We start from the raw sequence: 17,911 nt of genomic DNA, 5'->3' as shown, positions 1-17,911 counted from the left end.
TTATTATAATTCCTTATCCTTTATTGATTGCTTCTATTGTTTTTTTAGCAAAACTATTCGTAGGATCTAAATTTAATACTTTTTTGAACTCTTCTACTGCTTCCGCATTTCTGTTTTTATTCGCATAATACGTAGCAATTGAAGTATGTGCCTCAATTACTTGTTCTTTGTTTGCAGCATCTTTCAATTCATTCTTCTCTCCTAATACTTTCAAGAACCCTTGGTATGATTCAAACATTCTATCATACGCATCTACGTGATCAATATAGCGATTCGCACGAGCTCTATAGAAATAAGCTTCTTGTGTTAAAGGAGAAGCTTCGATTGTTTTAGCTAAATACTCATCTGCTTTTTTCAATAAGTCTTCACTATCTGGACGATCTGTTGATCCCAATAAGTAGTAAGAATATCCAACATAGTAGTTATCGTAGATATACCCTGATGACTCTTTAACGTCAGCAGAAATACTCAAAATATCAATTACATTTTGGTATTTTTTAGCTCTAAATAAATCTAAACCAAAACGATTGAATTCACCTGCAATTGCAATTTCAACATTGATTGCATCTTTCAAATGGTTCAATCCTTTGTTGTATAATTCTTTATTCTCTCCATCGTTTGACAATCCGATTTCAGACAAACCTAAATACATATAATCTCTACCAATTGCATTTAAGCTTTTTGACTCTTTCAAGTATACTTTTAAGAACTTATCTAAAGCATCAACACTTACTTGGTAGTTTTTGTTTTCATAAGCTGCATATCCTAAATATCTGTGGATACGTGGATTTACACCTTTAATATCTTTCATCTGAGTTGCTACTCTTTCTAGTTCAGGATAGTTCTCTGTCTTCACTAAGAAATCAGCATATCTCATTTGAGAATCAATTGAATTATCTGTTGCTTTGATAAACTTTTTATAGTTCTCTCCTGCTTGAGCAATTAATTCTTTCTCTCTTGGTGCATTTGCTTTTGACCACATATATGAAATTTCAGCAATTTCTCTATATGCAGGTGCATAACCTGGCGTTGTAGCTAAGATTTCCTCACAAGCTTTGATTGCATCCGCATACGCTCTTGCGCGCTTTGTAATCATCGCCATTTGCAATTTAGCCTCTACTAAAGTATTGTCTAAATCATAAGCGTTTCTAAAAGATGCGAAAGCATCATTTAAATTCTTTTGCTCTAAGAACGCACGACCTAAAAGCAAATGTCCCATTGGGTTGCTATAATCCTTTGCTACTACATCAGCAGCAATTGTCTGTGCTTCTTTTGCATTTGGCATTTTAGAATTCAAATACGCCGCTGCAACTAACAATTGCTCATTGTAATCTTTCTTCTTGATATCTTTTTCTGCTTTTTTGAAATTAGCTACTGCTTCAGCAGAACGATTATTGTCTAATTCAATTTGACCTAAACCAATATAGTTTAATGAACCTTTTGTTTTAGCTAAAAGTCCTTGATCAAAATAATAACGTGCTGAATCTGATTGATCTTCTTTTAAAAATACATCTCCTAAATAGAAGTAGTTAACCCCATCAGCTGGTTTCTTCCCAATTAAATCTTTTAAAATCTCTTTCGCTTTATCAAATTGTTCTGCATTGATAGCCGTTTTTGCTTCATTAATACTTTGAGCAAAAGCAAAAGAACTACTTAAAGCTAAAGCTAACAATGAAATAGAATACTTTTTATTCATAATATATCGTTATTGTTTTATAAGTATGTGGTTTTATTATTTAATTTCCTTGGTCACTACAATTTCTCTTGGTGGCGTATTAAAAGGAAATAATCCTGATTTTAATACAATGCGCTGTCCTTTATATCCAGCAATATACGAAGCAAATCCGGTACCAAGACCATTTTTACCTTGCATATCCCATACATATAGTTTGCGGATTAAAGGATACGTACCTTCCGCAATGTTATTTTGACTTGGTTTGTAGTATTGTTTATCTGCATCATTCTTTACAGCTAATACTTTAACAGCATCAATATGCTTTTGAATCGCTTCATTAGGCTGTGTCAACCAATTCAAGCCAATTACCCCAATTGCTTTAGGGTTCTTAACCACATAGTCAATCACTTCTTCTGTTGTATTCAAGAAATATGCATAATCTTTAGGAAAGGAATCAAATCCTGTCGCTTTTCTAAATGCGGCAGAAACGCTTGAATTGTAATTATCAAACACAAGGAATGAATCGCCTTCTTTCACGCGACCTTGTTCCAATTGCTTTAAGATAGCAGTATAGTCAACAATAGAATCTGTAGCCGTTTTACTTATTACAAAAACAATTGCATCACTTGCAAAATGCGTTTGCTTTGGTGCCACTACTCCTTTATAATGTTCCACCTCTTCCTCCGTCATCAAACGCGGCAAAACCGCCACGCGAATAGAATCAGAGAACAACAAGTTCAATACCTCGCGTTCCGATTTAGGCAGTAGATTTAATTTGGCTCTTTTATATTCATTTTCAAAAAGAATAGCCACATCTTCAACGATTGGAAAAACAGATTCGTCTACTCCCATGGTTAGTGTGCCGCTTAATAAAGTTTCTTCTTGAGAAACTACTTCTGTATTTGTATCAGCAGTCGTTGTGTTTTTATCTTTACATTGAAAGAATAAACTCGTTGTTGCTAAAACACCAACTAAAATTCCAATTCTAGCAGCGCTTCTTCTTTGAATCATATAAAACAAATTTAGAGCAAAACTTAGTTTGCTCATTTTCTTTCGTCTAAGATAGATATTCTTTGTAAGAAGGAAAAAATAAAAGTTGTTTTTAACATAAAAACTAGGAATAAAAAAAGCTCCGAATACCTCGGAGCTTCTTTAATCTTTTCCCATATTAGTATTCCACAAACGGTAGAATCTAAAAAACCCATAGACTATTAATACTACACCGAATAAGATTCGGTGATTGTCTTCCATTTGAAAGGGCAATGACTTACTAACGATAAGTGCAATCCCACAAAACAAATAAAGAAGAAAAAACAATAGTCCAAAAAAGAACAAAAATCGCTGTATTAGCGATTTTTGTTTGAATTTATTGTTAAACATTACTATTGAACTTGAATTGTAATAGGTAATGTAAACTGTGATCGAACTGTTTTTCCATTTTGTACTGCTGGTTTCCACTTCGGCATGTTAGATAACACACGTACTGCTTCTTTTCCAGCTCCGTAACCTGGGTCACGTACAACTTTGATATCAGTTAAAGAACCATCTTTCTCAACGATAAACATAACGATAACACGGATAGATTTCACACCTGAATCGATGTCTGGAGTTCTAAAACGTTGAATAAATTGTTTATTAAACGCTTGCATACCTCCAGGATATTCAGCTGGTACTTGTACAGCAATGAAAACTTCGTTTCCATCTCCGTCTCCACCTGAACCTGTTCCTTTGTCCGCTTCACCTGTTTTCTCAGTGATTTTGATTTCTCCTTTATCCTTATCACCTTTAAGGTCTTTTTTACCTACCTCTGCTTCTTTGAAGTCATCTTGTTTAGCGATTTCTTCTTTCACTTCCTCTTTTTTAGCAATTTCAGGTTCAGTAAACTTTTTCGTATCGTTTATTGATTTTACCTCATCTGCTGGTGGAGGTGGTGGAGGTGGTGGTACATCCTCTGGTGGTGGTGGTGGAGGGGGTGGTGTGTTATCTGGTAAATTTAAATTTTCCATTTCGATAACCTTATCCAACTTATCCACCTTATTATTTCCAAAAGTACCCTTTGCCATATCGATTAACATTGGTGAAACCAATGCTAAACCGAACAAAGCAATTCCTGAGAACAATGCTACAGTTGTTACTTTTGGGTTTTCAGATCTCAATTGATATGCTCCGTAAGACTTGTTACGTCCTTCGAAGATAATATCAACCCAATCCTTTTTAAAGATATTTAATTTTGACATAATTTCTTAATTTCTCAGAACGTTAACTACTTCTCACCTAATATTTCAAGATCTTCAGGCGTGATATCTACTAATGCATATGATTTAATACCTGAGATAGCCATCTCATCTAAAATATCAACTAAGTTGCGATATGTAGCTTTTTCACTTGCTCTAATGATCACGATCAAACCTTGATCTGGTTTCCCAGAATAGGCTAAAGCTGCTTTGTCTTTCTCTAACAATACTTGACGAATACCTGCTTTACCATACGTTTGATCTGTTGGTCCTTCTAATGGGTTGTTAACCATACCCATATACCATTTCACTTTATTGTCCCCGCCAATTAATATGGTCATTGTGCGGTTCTCATCTACCTTGGTCTTTGTATCTGGCTCATCTTCCGGAGCTTCTTTATCCGGCATCGCAAGATTCATAGACTGAGGCTTATTCATAGATGTGGTCAACATAAAGAACGTAATCAATAAGAACGCTAAATCCACCATCGCAGTTAAATCTACTCCGGCATTTTGTTTCTTACTTCTTACTTTTTTGTCCTTATTGCCTCCGCCGCCTGTATTTAATTCAGCCATTTACAGTTTAATTTTTTAATGATTAAAAATCTTCGTTTCTAAGTCCTGTAACTAAGAAGAATTTATTTACACGTTGTGCTTGTAAGATATCAATCACGTTTTTCACTGCAGGATAGTTTGCCTCAGCATCTCCCTTAATTGCAACGTCTAACACTTTGTTATTTCTCTCTTTTGCAACTATACGTGCCATCTCTACCCAATCTTTCAATTGATTGTTCACAGAGTCTGTTGGAATTCCTGGTTCGTCTGCACCAACCTTGTTTCTAACATCTGGAGGTAGATTTAAAAATTTCTTCAATTCGTTAATAGGAGTTCCGATACCTTCAGTATAAGCAAATACTTCTTTTTCTTTATCACTAAACTCAATCTGATAACGACTACCCATTTTTTCAAGCGTAGCAATACGATCTTCTTTACCTAAAACTCCGAAGAAAACCTTTTCTTCACCTGGTTCTCCTCCAATTGTAACTGTTGCTAAGTTACTTTCTGGCAATTTCGTTTGAACGGTTGAATTGGGTGTATCTACTGGTAATGGCTCCGGAAGCTTTGCTGTCGATGTTAATACGAAGAATGTTAAGAGTAAGAATGACACGTCACACATTGCGGTCATATCTACGCTCATACTCTTCTTTTTCATTTTACCTTTAGCCATTGATAAATCTTTTTAACTCCTATATTTTTCAATATAAGATAATTAATACTTATTCTAAAATTATTTTACTAATCCTTTGAATCTTCTGTATGCTTGAGTAATAGCAAATCCAGCTTCATCAATTGAATAAGTTAATCTATCAATTTTTGTAGTAAATGAGTTATACATTACAATCGCTAATGTTGAAGTACCAATACCTGTAGCAGTACAAACTAATGCTTCAGAAATACCAGTTGCTAATGCAGCAGAGTCAGGAGTACCAGAAGTTGCTAAAGCTGAGAACGCTTTAATCATCCCTGTTACTGTTCCTAATAATCCACATAATGTACCGATTGATACTAATGTCGCCAATACAATCATGTTTTTCTCTAACATTGGCATCTCAAGAGTTGTAGCCTCTTCGATTTCTTTTTGGATAGCTTCAGTAGCTTCTTCGCTATTGTATCCTTCTTTTTTCATTTGTTGATACTTCACTAAACCAGCTCTAACAACGTTAGCAACTGACCCTTTTTGAGCATCACAAGCTTCCATAGCTTCTTCGATTCTTCCTTCATTGATAGAAACTTGGATTTCTTTAACGAATTTCCCAACATCTCCTTTTCCAGAAGCTTTAGAGATTACTAAAAATCTCTCGATTGAGAAAACAATTGTCATAGTTAATAATCCAATTAACACAGCAACAACAGGTCCCCCTTTATAAACCATTCCCATAAAGTTACCTGGTAGTGGATGTCCTGCTGGATCTCCATTCTCAAAGTTCGCTGGGTTACCCATTACGAATTGCCAAATAAGGTATCCAAAAACAATACATAATACTACAGCTAACGATGCAAATAATCTACTTGCTCCTGAGCTTGACCCTACTTTTTCAACTGATTCGTTTGATACGTTTGTCATCTTTTTAAAATTTAATTCTTTTTTTTCAATTATTACTTATTACTTTTTTACTTTTTTAAAGTCATCAGTGTCGCAAATTTATGTTTTTAGATGAAATAAAAAAATTAAAATTCATTTTTTTAAAATAAGCTAACCTTGACTTAACATAAGACTTTTTTATACTTACCTTAACTTTTAAAAAATAGTAAGCAGTGGTAAAGATAATAAGTCTAAATGAATTTTACTATCTTTATTTCATCAAGCCAGATACATTTAACATTTGATATTTATAGTATTTCTTCATGTTTACTTGTGTATTTGATTCAAAATCACCTTTAATTATATAAAATATATAAAATGAGCCTAGAGATTTTTAAAACTGACATCATTAATGGTTATAGTCATAAAAGTGATTTTATTACCATTGGCTGTGCAAATCTGGATCAAAAAATTGTTCCAGACACTTTTGTAAATCTACCCTTAAAAACATTAAATCGCCATGGTTTAATTGCTGGAGCGACGGGTACGGGAAAGACAAAAACGATACAAGTTTTATCGGAACAGCTCTCTGCCAAAGGGATTCCCGTGCTCATGATGGATATTAAAGGAGATTTTAGCGGTATTGCCGAACCAGGAACCTTGAATGATTTTATCAAAAATCGCCACGAACAAATGAATATTCCTTTTGAACCAAGTGGATTTCCTGTTGAATTACTCACACTTTCAGAACAAAATGGTGTGCGTTTACGTGCGACTATCTCCGAATTCGGCCCTATATTACTGAGTCGAATACTCGAACTCAACGATACACAAAGCGGAATTGTTGCGATGTTATTCAAATATGCTGCGGACGAAAACCTGGAATTATTCAATTTAAAAGACTTTAAACGAACTCTTCAGTACCTAACAAACGAAGGCAAAAAAGAAATTGAAAGCGAATATGGACAAATCTCTCCAGCTTCTATGAATGCTATTTTGAGAAAAGTCATTGAATTAGAACAACAAGGAGCTGATTTATTCTTTGGAGAACCTTCATTTGACATTAGTGATTTGATGCGTTATGACGAGAATGGAAAAGGGTACGTCAATATTTTGCGCTTGACTGATATTCAAGACAAACCTAAATTATTCTCCACTTTTATGTTGAATCTCTTGACTCAAGTTTACAATAAAATGCCTGAACAAGGGGATAGCGGGCAACCCGAATTGGTGATTTTTATTGACGAAGCGCATTTGATTTTCAATGAGGCAAGCAAAGCTTTATTAAGCCAAATTGAAACTATTGTTAAGTTAATTCGCTCGAAAGGAGTGGGAATTTACTTTATTACACAGAATCCAACGGATATTCCCAATGGTGTTTTAGCACAATTAGGGTTAAAAATCCAGCATGCGCTGCGTGCATTCACTGAAAAAGACAGAAAAGCAATCAAAGCTGCTTCGGAAAACTTCCCTTCTACCTCCTATTATACCACCAATGAGATTATCACACAGCTCGGAACAGGAGAAGCATTAGTCACAGCATTAAATGAAAAAGGAACACCAACTCCTTTAGTTGTTTGCACCATGCGAGCACCGATGAGTAGAATGGATGTGCTTTCTGAAGGGGAAATTGTTGCTATTTTATCTCGTTCAAAATTAGTATCCAAATACAATCAAACGATAGATTCAGCCAGTGCTTTTGAAAAAATAGAAGAACGAGTTTCTGCTATAAAAGACAAAGAGCAAGAAGAAGCTCCAACGCCGAAATCTAGTTCCTCTTCTAAAAAAGAAGACAGTACAGTTACGAAAAGTATCTTAAAAGTGATAACGAGTGCTACTTTTATCAAAGGAGCCTTTAGTTTACTGAGTAAAGTAATGAATGGATCGAGTAGTTCTTCCAAATCAACACGAAATACTTCAACTAAAAAACGAAAATAGAGGATTAAAATCCTCTATTTTCGTTTATCAATTGTTTTAATTTTTCTTCTATTTCAGGGCTATCCCAAACAGCTTCTATTTGTTCAGTTTCCATAATCACATCCATAATAGCGGCTTGTTCATCGCCAATTGCCAGAGCTTCTTGGTAACTACCTTTACTAAACGTTACTCGATCATATAAAGGCAACCATAAATCTGGATATTTTTTAGCGAACTTGCTTTCTATTTTTTTGCGCAACAAAAACAACGGATTTGCTGTTAGCTCACTCATTTCTCTAAAGTTGCGGTACGATAATTCGGCAATTGCATCAGCATTAACCTTACGAGAGTATTGGTATTGATTTAATGCTTCCATCCAATTTTCTGGATTTCGCTGTAAACAATCCAATAAAACATCAACATCTTCTAACCCTGCATTAAGTCCTTGTCCATAAAAAGGCACAACAGCATGTGCTGCATCTCCAATCAAGGCTACCTTATCTTTATACACCCAAGGAAAACAAGTGGTGGTAACAAGTGAATTTACTGGATTTGCAGTATACAATTCCACTAAATCCGGCATCAATTGCATTGCGTCGGGAAAATAGGTTTGAAAAAAGGCTATCACTTGCTCTTGGGTTTTGATGGCTTCAAACGACACTTCCCCTTGATAGGGCATAAATAATGTACAAGTAAACGAACCATCCATATTGGGTAAGGCGATTAACATGAAATCTTTTCTTGGCCAAATGTGGAAAGAATGCTCATCCATAGCAAAAACACCCGCTGCTTTTGCAGGAATAACCAATTCTTTATAACCAATAGGTAGATAGGATTGCTGGTATTCAAATCTACTGCGTCTTTGTAAGCAACTTCTCACTTTAGAATAAGCGCCATCAGCTCCAAAAACCACATCGTGCTGAATCTCTTTCCATTCTTGATATTCAGATTCACTCGTATACAGCACACCTCTTTTCGTATCTACACTCCAAATCGGCGTATTGAATACAAACTGAACCCCTACTTCTTCTGCCCATTCTACTAATTTCTTATTTAATCCACCACGAGAAACAGCCCAAATAGCCTCACCGTGGATTCCATAAGGTTGGTGTTCTTCTCGATTAACATGGTGAATTGCGCGTTGGTGCATTGGTATTCCAAACTGACGAACCTTCTCTTCAAGTCCGACGCGTTTCAGCATTTTCCATCCGCGCTCAGAAAGAGCTAAATTAATTGAACGTCCTGAAAAATCTATGGTGCGAATATCATCTCCTTTTTCATATATAAACACTTGATGCCCTTCTTGTTTTAGCGCAATCGCCAACACAGTTCCTACCAAACCACTCCCTACAATTGCAATACTTTTCCCCATATCCCCTTTCAATATTTGAATCTTTATTATAATTACCTAATTAATATTTGAATAGTGTTTTTAGCTCTACGTATTATCGACTACTTTTAAACCACACTCTTAACAGTAATGAAAAATTTAATTTGGATTATCGTTATTCTCCTGACAGGTTGTTGGTATATCTGTCAGTTTGTTTTTGATTTCGGTGGCTTGTACGTCTATAGCTTACTTACATTAGCCATCATTTTAACCTTAATCAACTTCTTTGTAAAAGAAAATCAAAAAAAATAATCCCTTTAAAAGGGATTATTTTTTTATTTCTCAAATGTTAATTCCTTTCCTACTGCCAATCCTTGTGATTTTGCGAATGCTCCGCACATATGGAACAAAAGTCTTGCTCCAACATTTCCATCCCAATCATCTTCTCCTGGCGCAACTTCTACTAAATCCATTCCAATAATTTCTTTATTGGTTTCTGAAAGTCTAGTGATTAAATACGTCGCTTGCTCAAACGTCAATCCTCCTGGTACTGGTGTACCGGTGTTAGGACAATACCAAGGCAACAACGCATCAATATCAAAACTAATCACTACTTTTTGTGGTAGAGAAGCTATAATTTGATCACATTTTACTTTCCAGCTCATGCCTTCAAATTCATCTTTTTTCAAATCTGCATCCGTATGAACTAAAACGCGTCCTGATGCTTTCACTACATCCACTTCTTGTTCACAGAAATCGCGAATCCCTACTTGAACAATTTTTTCAACTTGAGGTAATTTCAATGTATTGAACATAATAGAGGCATGCGAATAAGTAAATCCTTCATAAGCATCTCTCAAATCCATATGCGCATCGAAATGTAAAATCCCGAAAGAGTCGTGCTGTTTAGCCACAGCCTTATAATACCCTAAAGGTGTACTATGATCTCCTCCTAACAATACAACGCGTTTTCCTTTGCTCATCCAGTCAGCCACTTTTGCTTCTACTTCTTTATGTAAAGTATCACATACTTGGTTAATGGTATTCAAGCTTTCTTGTAAAGTTGGGTGATCAGCTAAATCCTCCCCATTTTCTAAAGCTTCAATAATAGGTTGAGCTAACGTTTTGTATTGAGCACTTTGTTCTTGCCAATGTGCTGGTGCTTCATCAAAATAGATTCCCAACTTCCACAATTCAGGGTAGTTTTGGTGTAACAAGTCTACTTGGTAAGAAGCTTCCAAAATTGCTTCTGGTCCTTCTGATGCTCCTGCTCCATAACTTACTGTTACTTCCCAAGGCACAGGAACTACAATTATTTCACTTTCTTCTGCTGTAAAAGGCAAACCATAGATTGTCGCATCTGCTAACCCTGGTTGAGACGGATCAAAAGTCTCTATTTTTTGTTGCTTTGTTGACATATATTAAGCTGTTATTTTTCGCTGCAAATTTAAGAATTAAATCACAGTCGTACTATCAAAATTATTTTTGACTTAGAATCCCTTCTTTTAAGATTTGTCCAAACTGATACATATCTTCAAAACTAGTGTACAAAGGCACTGGCGCTAAGCGAATCACATTTGGTTCTCTCCAGTCTACGATTACACCAGCCTCCATTAAATACGTAAACATAGCGCGTCCTTCTCCATGTAATAAGATAGACAATTGGCTCGCGCGTTCACTTTGTTCTGTTGGGGTGATAATTTCAAAATTCCCACCTACTTCAGCACCAATGGTATTGATGATAAATTCTAAATAAGACGTGATCAGATTTCTCTTTTCAATTAACTTCGGCATACCAATTTCTGCAAAAAGCTCTACTGATGCTAAATAAGGAGCCAAAGTCAAGATTGGTAAATTACTAATTTGCCATCCATGTGCCCCTTCAATAGGATCGTAATTTGGTTCCATCAAAAAGCGTCTTTCTTTATTGTGTCCCCACCATCCACCAAGGCGAACTAATTCTTTATTGGTATGATGTTTTTCATGAATAAAACAGCCTGAAGCATTTCCAGGTCCTGAATTCATGTATTTATAACTACACCAAGCAGCGAAATCCGCATCCCAATCGTGTAATTCTAAGTTGATATTTCCAGCAGCATGAGCCAAATCCCATCCTACATAAGCCCCTTGTTGGTGTGCTTTTGCTGTGATGGTTTTCATATCTAATACTTGACCCGTATAATAATTTAAACCGCCCATTAGTACTAAAGCCAACTCATCTCCTACTTCTTCAATCTTTGCTAGAATATCTTCTAATCTAAAATTGTGTTCTCCAGGTCTGCGTTTTACCTCAACGATTACATCTTGAGGATCTAATCCGTGCCATTTCACTTGGGTTTGGATTAAATACTGATCACTAGGAAATGCTTTTTCTTCACATAAAATCTTAACGCGCTTTCCTGAAGGTTTGTAAAACGTAGCCATCAACAAATGAAGGTTTACGGTTAACGTATTCATTACCGTAACTTCCGAAGGTTTTGCTCCTACAATTTTACTTAAAGGTTCACTAAATCTTTCGTGGTAATCCCACCAAGGTTTATCTGCATAAAAGTGTCCTTCTACTGCTAACTCCGCCCAATCCGTCATCACTTCATTTACATATTCTACTGCTCGTTTAGGCTGAAGACCTAGTGAATTACCTGTAAAATAAATCACTTGTTTTCCTTTAACTTTAGGAAAGTTAAATTCACTTCTATAGTTTGATAAGGTATCTTTAGCATCAAGACTTTGAGCAAAAGCTAACGTATTCTCAAATTTCATGGTTTATAATTTTGGTTTTTGTAAATGTAGAATTTTTATCAATATTTCCACTATTTTCTACTTATAAAAAATCCCTTGCTGGAATAGCAAGGGATTTTTTATAGATATCTTAGTTTTCGTTGATTTTATAAAATCAACATTGCATCTCCGTAAGAATAGAATTTGTATCCTTCTTCTACCGCTTCTTTGTATGCTTTCATCATTAAATCATGACCACAGAAAGCAGAAATCATCATTAATAAAGTAGATTTTGGCATGTGGAAGTTTGTAATCATACAATCAGCAATACTAAAATCATAAGGAGGGAAGATAAATTTATTTGTCCATCCTCTATATGGATTTAGGGTTTGGCTTGATGAAACAGAACTTTCTAAAGCTCTCATACAAGTAGTACCAACAGCACATACTCTATGTTTTTCTTCTTTTGCATTATTTACAATATCACAAGCTTCTTGAGACACCACAAATTCTTCCGAATCCATTTTGTGTTTTGACAAGTCTTCTACTTCAACTGGATTGAATGTACCTAAACCAATATGTAAAGTGATTTCAGCAAATTTAATTCCGTTGATTTCTAAGCGTTTCATCAAGTGTTTAGAAAAGTGTAATCCTGCAGTTGGAGCAGCTACTGCACCTTCTTCTTTTGCATAAATCGTTTGGTAACGTTCTGCATCTTCTGGTACTACTTCTCTGTTGATGTATTTCGGGATTGGTGTTTCTCCTAATTCTTGTAGTTTCGTTCTGAACTCCTCGTATGAACCATCATATAAAAAGCGCAACGTTCTACCTCTAGAAGTTGTATTATCGATAACTTCAGCAACTAATGAATCGTCTTCTCCAAAGTACAATTTATTTCCAATTCGAATCTTACGCGCTGGATCTACTAATACATCCCATAAACGTTGTTCTTCATTCAATTCGCGCAACAAGAAAACTTCGATTCTAGCACCCGTTTTTTCTTTATTCCCATAAAGACGTGCAGGAAATACTTTCGTATTGTTTAAAACCATTACATCACCTTCTCCAAAATAATCCACAACATCTTTGAATAATTTATGCTCAATCGTTCCCGTTTTACGGTCAATAACCATTAAACGAGCCTCATCTCTATTCTCAGCTGGAAACTCTGCCAATAATTCTTCTGGCAAATCAAAATTAAAGTTTGATAACTTCATGAAAACAATTTTAATTAGTTCAATAAAAAGAAGTCAGTTCTTTTTAAGTTTTACAAATATACGACCTTGAGATAGGGGTTGTCAAGTTTTTAGTCGTATTTTTTTCTATCTCACTTAGATTCAATAGCCTGAACACCAATTTTTCTAAGGTCATTCCAAAAGGCAGGGTATGATTTACTGACAACTTCTGCTTCATTAATAAGGAGATCCATTTGCATCACAAGCGGAGCAAATGCCATAGCCATCCGATGATCTTGATAAGTATCAATAGCTGGTACTGTCGTTCCTGCACTTCTATGAGCAGCCAATGTTAAACTATCTGCTGTAACTACCAGCTGCCCTCCTAGTTTAGCCAATTCGTTTTGCAAAGCTACTAAACGATCGGTTTCTTTTATTTTCAATGTATGTAAGCCTTGTATATGACAAGCGATTCCCAAGCCAAAACAACTGACCACTACTGTTTGGGCTAAATCAGGTGTATCGTTAAAATCAGCTTCAAAAATAGGTTGAGCTTCTGTTCTTTTCGTTAATCGAATGTAATCATCAGCTTCAAAAACCGTTTCTACACCAAGTTTAGCATAAATCGCAGACAAAATGGAATCCCCTTGTAAGCTCACCTTTTTGTATTTCCCCAAGCGCAGTGTCGTACCTAAAGGAGATAAAGCCAGGAGAGAATAATAATAGGAAGCAGAAGACCAATCTGCTTCTACAGTAAAATGAGTTTGTTGGAGTTGAAGCGGAGGAAAAACAGTAACGGTTTGTCCTTCAAAAGAAGTTTGGGCTCCCAACTCTCTGAGCATAGCCAAAGTCATCTCAATATAGGGCCTTGAAGTTATCTCCCCTAAAAGCTGTATGGTAATTCCTTTTTTTAAACGCGTTCCAACAAGTAGTAATGCGGAAATATATTGGCTACTAATAGCAGCAGATATCTCCACAGTTCCACCCTCTGCTTCTATGCCATCAATACGCAAGGGTGGAAATCCTTCTTTGGCAATATAGGTAATTTGAGCGCCTAATGTACGTAATGCATCAACCAAAGGAGCAATAGGACGATTGTGCATGCGTTCACTCCCTTCTAAAATCACCGTTTGCTTTTGGCATAAAGCAAAATAAGCAGTTAAAAAGCGCATAGCTGTTCCTGCATGATGCACGTCAACCACTGCTGTTTTATGTGCTAGGCCTTCTTGCATAGCCACCACATCATCCGAATCGGCTACATTCTCAACAACCAATTGAGGAAATAACTTTTGCAACAGCAACAAGCGATTACTTTCCGATTTACTTCCTGAGATGACAATGGTTTGTCCCGATATTATGGATGATTTTTGTAGGTGAATCTGCATGATGGTGCTCTTTTATTTCAATTTTTCGTTGTTGTGATGACGATCATGATCTCTTTTTGTTTTTAGATCCATCTTCTTATCAAACGCTTCTTGTAAATTAACGCCTGTTTGATTCGCTAAACACATCACCACAAAAATCACATCAGCTAATTCTTCTCCTAAATCTTTGTTCTTATCACTTTCTTTTTCAGATTGTTCACCATAACGACGAGCGATAATTCGGGCTACTTCCCCTACTTCTTCCGTTAATTGAGCCATATTAGTCAATTCATTAAAGTAGCGAACTCCATGTTCTTTGATCCAAGTATCAACGGCTAATTGTGCGTCTTGTATATTCATCTTTTATGTGTTTTATAATTTTAATACGTTCTTTTCTTGTGATTGTATCGTTTGGCCAGCAAGCAATCTCAACCCAATACTAGCTCTACTTCTGCTTTTTAAATAATCTGTTTTTTACCCATTTTTCGTAGACAACCATAAGGATGATGAAAATCACATAGCGAATCGCTACATTCTGCATACACAGTGGATCTCCTTTTAAAGCACAAACAAAATCAGTGGCAATAAACCACGAAAATAAAATATAGATAACCGTGAATAGGCTAAATTTAATCAGTGTTGTTTTCATTATTCCTTATTTTGAGAATCGATGCAAATAGTTACAGGTCCATCATTGAGCAAAGCTACTTTCATATCTGCACCAAATTTACCTGTTTGAACTTTTTTATTTAAATCACGAGAGACTTGAGCGACAAAATCTTCATACATCGGAATGGCGAAATCTGGTTTTGCGGCTTTAATATAAGAAGGTCGATTTCCTTTTTTCGTCGAGGCATGTAAGGTAAACTGACTTACGATAAGCACCTCTCCTTCGATATCAAGAACTGATTTATTCATTACCCCTTGTTCATCTTCAAAAATGCGCAAGTTCACCAATTTGCCCGAAAGCCATTCGATATCTTGTTTTGTATCTACCTCTTCTATTCCTACCAGCACCAGTAAACCTGTACCAATACTACTGATGATTGTTCCTTCTACAGTAACAGACGCTTCTGTTACTCGTTGTATTACTATTCTCAATGTATTATTTTTTTACTCCTTCGTTTATTTTTTCCAACACAATAGATTGGTTCATTTTACTATTCATTTCTAAATAGAACGCGCGCAATTCATTGTAATATTCTTTTGGTACAACCGTATTGGTCACGCGTAAAGTATAGGCAATTTGCAATTGATTTGCATCTAGTTCCTTCACTTCATACGTCATGTTCATCCCTATTGTTTTATTTGTCACTATACCACTGTTAGCTAACTGCTTTACCTTATAACCTGCAGGTAGTTGGATTGTAACTTTATACATATCCATAAATGGATACATAAAATAAACATCCGATTGTCTAGTTGCGCTAACAAATGGATTATCTTTATCTCGATACAAGGATAAAGGATTAAACCTCATCGTTTTTCCCTCTTCCTCAATCGTAGCAAAGTTAAACTTTCGCACTTGAAATGCCAGCTCAACTTCTCCTTGTTTTGGGGTTATTTTTCCATCACTTAGAAACAACTGCGGGCTACGAGCTTCAATATCACCGCGGCTTCTATTGAGCGGGCTCTCGCCATATCTCGTTTGAAAGGCCAAAGCCTCATAACGCGTTAAGGTACTGTTCAATTGCCCAGCTACATGCCCCGACTCATCCAATTGTAAGGAAAATTCTTCCTGCTTGAATGAAAGCTGTTTAGGGGTTAAATCTATTTTAGTCACTGCAAACTCTTCCGTAATCATCCATCCAGTTCCATTTAAATCTTCAAATGGAAGTACGTTCAATTCAGCATTTGGCAGTACTCCATCTACTACATACAATTGATTCTCTATTTTAAATCCTACAATGACGTGATTCATAAAACGAGAAAACAACAAAGGAGCTTTACCATTTGATTGCGTACTTAAAACAATTGGTTCTGCATAAATTCCAACTGCACGCAAAGCGCCAATTAAAGCTAAATTAATATCTGCTCCATTTCCTACGCCTTGACTCATGGCTTTCTTTACTCCTTTTTCTGCCCAATAGCCATACTGTTGATTCCACTTGATTTTACTTTGAACAAATGCAATCATTTGCGCCGCTTTTTCTAACTCGCTTCCATCTACAACTGGAAAATCTTTCAATTGTTTAATCCAATACGAATCCAAACGCAGTTCACTGCCAAAATTTCTTCCTTTGTAAATTTCCTTAGCAACGGCAGCAGGTTCATGAGGAATTACCACAGAAGAACTCATAGGGTATTGAAACTGAATTAAATCAAAGCGAATACTACTGACATTATTTTGGCTGCTGTCCATGAAAGGTTCATATTGAAAAGCAGGAATATTCACAGCACTATACTGCAGAATCGCTTCTTTGAATCGATACGAAGTTCCCCATCTTGATGAAGATAAGTTACGCGCAACTTGGGTAACTTCTTTTTTTTCATTTAAAGATAGATTCCCTGTAGTCGTTATAAGATAAGTCAGATTATCTGGAATCTTAACGGTATAACTACTTTTTAGTTTGGGAATATCCTCTTGAAAATACCAAACAGGGATAGTATCAATATTATCGATGACTTTTGTATAGGTATACTCAATGCGATCGCCTACTTGAATATCGTTCACTTTAATTTCTTTCAGGTAGAAATCTTCTTCAACCTTTGTATTTATTGCCTTGTCAATTACTACTACTTCTTCTTTCTCATTGACTATACGATATATTTTATAGGATTCAATAACGACTTCTTCTTTCGCAAATCGACCAAAATAGAAGGGAATTTGTAAACTAGCGTGGCTGATTCCATCTTTTGTTTGAATTAAAACACTGCGTTTTACCGTTTGTTTAAGTTTGAATCCACTTTCTTCATGAAATTCGTATTCAACTACGCCTTCTTCATTCAACACAACAGCATCAGCCTGAGCTTCAAGTATAGCACTAGGCGATTGTATGATATTGATTTCACCCAACAATTGACTCGAAGTTTGTTGTGCTAACGAAGTACAACTTAAAATTCCAAAGGCAAATAGTACAACCTTATTCATTTCTTACACAGCTTTTATATTATCCTTTTTCAAAAATACAAAACTCCTTCTGTTTCTCCTTTGATTTTGGGGAGGATTTATCATACAAGCCAAAATCTCATTTACTTATTTTCGATTTTCATTTCTTATGTTATGAGATAGGTACTTTATTATCCTATTATACTCAAAAAACAAGTTCATCCTATTTCATATAGTATTCCAATACGACTACTTTTTTTTAACTATTTATTAACTTATACCAATCCACTTTTACTCTAGTTTTACTCTATCACCTGAATAAAAAAGGGCGTTTTTTACGTCCCTACAATAAAAGAAAGTAGCCTCT

Annotated in this window: 18 protein-coding genes; 3 read left to right on the top strand and 15 right to left on the bottom strand. The window is 35.7% G+C overall.

The features are described from left to right. Positions 1–13: 13 nt before the first annotated feature. The 3 genes from ACUTSE_RS01285 to ACUTSE_RS01275 form a co-directional block, all read right to left on the bottom strand. Positions 14–1,696 carry a tetratricopeptide repeat protein gene (locus ACUTSE_RS01285; protein WP_445638933.1) on the bottom strand — a complete coding sequence of 561 codons (1,683 nt, stop codon included), beginning with the start codon at positions 1,694–1,696 and terminating at the stop codon, positions 14–16. A gap of 36 nt (positions 1,697–1,732) precedes the next feature. Next, positions 1,733–2,686, bottom strand: coding sequence for a PstS family phosphate ABC transporter substrate-binding protein (locus tag ACUTSE_RS01280; RefSeq protein ID WP_445638932.1), 954 nt, complete (start codon positions 2,684–2,686; stop codon positions 1,733–1,735). A gap of 371 nt (positions 2,687–3,057) precedes the next feature. After that, positions 3,058–3,240 carry an energy transducer TonB gene (locus ACUTSE_RS01275; RefSeq protein WP_445639044.1) on the bottom strand — a complete coding sequence of 61 codons (183 nt, stop codon included), beginning with the start codon at positions 3,238–3,240 and terminating at the stop codon, positions 3,058–3,060. 118 nt (positions 3,241–3,358) lie between these two features. Between ACUTSE_RS01275 and ACUTSE_RS01270 the strand changes: the two genes are divergently transcribed. After that, positions 3,359–3,835, top strand: a complete 477-nt coding sequence (locus ACUTSE_RS01270; protein ID WP_445638931.1) for a glycine-rich domain-containing protein — start codon at positions 3,359–3,361, stop codon at positions 3,833–3,835. Between the two features lie 103 nt (positions 3,836–3,938). On the opposite strand, the gene ACUTSE_RS01265 is transcribed toward ACUTSE_RS01270, so the two are convergent. The 3 genes from ACUTSE_RS01265 to ACUTSE_RS01255 are packed head-to-tail and all read right to left on the bottom strand — an operon-like array spanning position 3,939 to position 6,033. After that, positions 3,939–4,484 carry an ExbD/TolR family protein gene (locus ACUTSE_RS01265; protein ID WP_002990108.1) on the bottom strand — a complete coding sequence of 182 codons (546 nt, stop codon included), beginning with the start codon at positions 4,482–4,484 and terminating at the stop codon, positions 3,939–3,941. 22 nt (positions 4,485–4,506) lie between these two features. Beyond that, on the bottom strand, positions 4,507–5,136 hold the full coding sequence (locus tag ACUTSE_RS01260) for a biopolymer transporter ExbD (RefSeq protein WP_445638930.1): 630 nt from the start codon (positions 5,134–5,136) through the stop codon (positions 4,507–4,509). A 60-nt stretch (positions 5,137–5,196) separates the two neighbouring features. Then, entirely contained in the window at positions 5,197–6,033 is an 837-nt protein-coding gene (locus tag ACUTSE_RS01255) for a MotA/TolQ/ExbB proton channel family protein (RefSeq protein ID WP_002990105.1), read from the bottom strand. A gap of 336 nt (positions 6,034–6,369) precedes the next feature. Here ACUTSE_RS01255 and ACUTSE_RS01250 point away from each other — a divergent pair, with 336 nt between their 5' ends. Next, the gene (locus tag ACUTSE_RS01250; RefSeq protein ID WP_445638929.1) at positions 6,370–7,929 is read left to right on the top strand and encodes a helicase HerA-like domain-containing protein; all 1,560 of its coding nucleotides are present in this window, start codon (positions 6,370–6,372) and stop codon (positions 7,927–7,929) included. 4 nt (positions 7,930–7,933) lie between these two features. Here ACUTSE_RS01250 and ACUTSE_RS01245 read toward each other — a convergent pair whose 3' ends face one another. Next, positions 7,934–9,280 carry an FAD-dependent oxidoreductase gene (locus ACUTSE_RS01245; protein WP_445638928.1) on the bottom strand — a complete coding sequence of 449 codons (1,347 nt, stop codon included), beginning with the start codon at positions 9,278–9,280 and terminating at the stop codon, positions 7,934–7,936. Positions 9,281–9,388: 108 nt separating this feature from the next. On the opposite strand from ACUTSE_RS01245, the gene ACUTSE_RS01240 reads away from it, so the two are divergent. Next, the gene (locus ACUTSE_RS01240; protein ID WP_002990098.1) at positions 9,389–9,550 is read left to right on the top strand and encodes a hypothetical protein; all 162 of its coding nucleotides are present in this window, start codon (positions 9,389–9,391) and stop codon (positions 9,548–9,550) included. A gap of 23 nt (positions 9,551–9,573) precedes the next feature. Here the strand turns inward: ACUTSE_RS01240 and ACUTSE_RS01235 are convergent, their stop codons facing one another. The 8 genes from ACUTSE_RS01235 to ACUTSE_RS01200 all read right to left on the bottom strand — a co-directional run bounded on the left by ACUTSE_RS01235 (position 9,574) and on the right by ACUTSE_RS01200 (position 17,586). Further along, positions 9,574–10,656: an agmatinase family protein gene (locus ACUTSE_RS01235; protein WP_259187808.1), complete on the bottom strand. Its 1,083-nt coding sequence runs from the start codon at positions 10,654–10,656 to the stop codon at positions 9,574–9,576. A gap of 61 nt (positions 10,657–10,717) precedes the next feature. Further along, on the bottom strand, positions 10,718–11,998 hold the full coding sequence (kynU, locus tag ACUTSE_RS01230; RefSeq protein WP_445638927.1) for a kynureninase: 1,281 nt from the start codon (positions 11,996–11,998) through the stop codon (positions 10,718–10,720). A gap of 125 nt (positions 11,999–12,123) precedes the next feature. Continuing rightward, positions 12,124–13,173, bottom strand: a complete 1,050-nt coding sequence (gene queA / locus ACUTSE_RS01225) for a tRNA preQ1(34) S-adenosylmethionine ribosyltransferase-isomerase QueA (RefSeq protein ID WP_002990093.1) — start codon at positions 13,171–13,173, stop codon at positions 12,124–12,126. 110 nt (positions 13,174–13,283) lie between these two features. Then, positions 13,284–14,516: a 3-phosphoshikimate 1-carboxyvinyltransferase gene (locus tag ACUTSE_RS01220; protein ID WP_445638926.1), complete on the bottom strand. Its 1,233-nt coding sequence runs from the start codon at positions 14,514–14,516 to the stop codon at positions 13,284–13,286. 12 nt (positions 14,517–14,528) lie between these two features. Then, the gene (locus ACUTSE_RS01215; protein WP_002990089.1) at positions 14,529–14,855 is read right to left on the bottom strand and encodes a nucleotide pyrophosphohydrolase; all 327 of its coding nucleotides are present in this window, start codon (positions 14,853–14,855) and stop codon (positions 14,529–14,531) included. A gap of 85 nt (positions 14,856–14,940) precedes the next feature. Next, positions 14,941–15,144 (bottom strand): hypothetical protein, encoded by a 204-nt coding sequence (locus tag ACUTSE_RS01210; protein ID WP_002990087.1) that lies wholly within the window; start codon positions 15,142–15,144, stop codon positions 14,941–14,943. Beyond that, positions 15,144–15,596, bottom strand: a complete 453-nt coding sequence (gene dtd / locus ACUTSE_RS01205) for a D-aminoacyl-tRNA deacylase (protein WP_445638925.1) — start codon at positions 15,594–15,596, stop codon at positions 15,144–15,146. Before dtd ends, ACUTSE_RS01210 begins: the two co-directional genes overlap by 1 nt. 4 nt (positions 15,597–15,600) lie before the next feature. Continuing rightward, the gene (locus ACUTSE_RS01200; protein WP_445638924.1) at positions 15,601–17,586 is read right to left on the bottom strand and encodes a DUF3857 domain-containing protein; all 1,986 of its coding nucleotides are present in this window, start codon (positions 17,584–17,586) and stop codon (positions 15,601–15,603) included. Positions 17,587–17,911 lie beyond the last annotated feature (325 nt).

This window comes from Myroides sp. TSA_177.3 (assembly GCF_052691955.1).
This window is presented reverse-complemented; position numbering and strand designations above follow the sequence as displayed.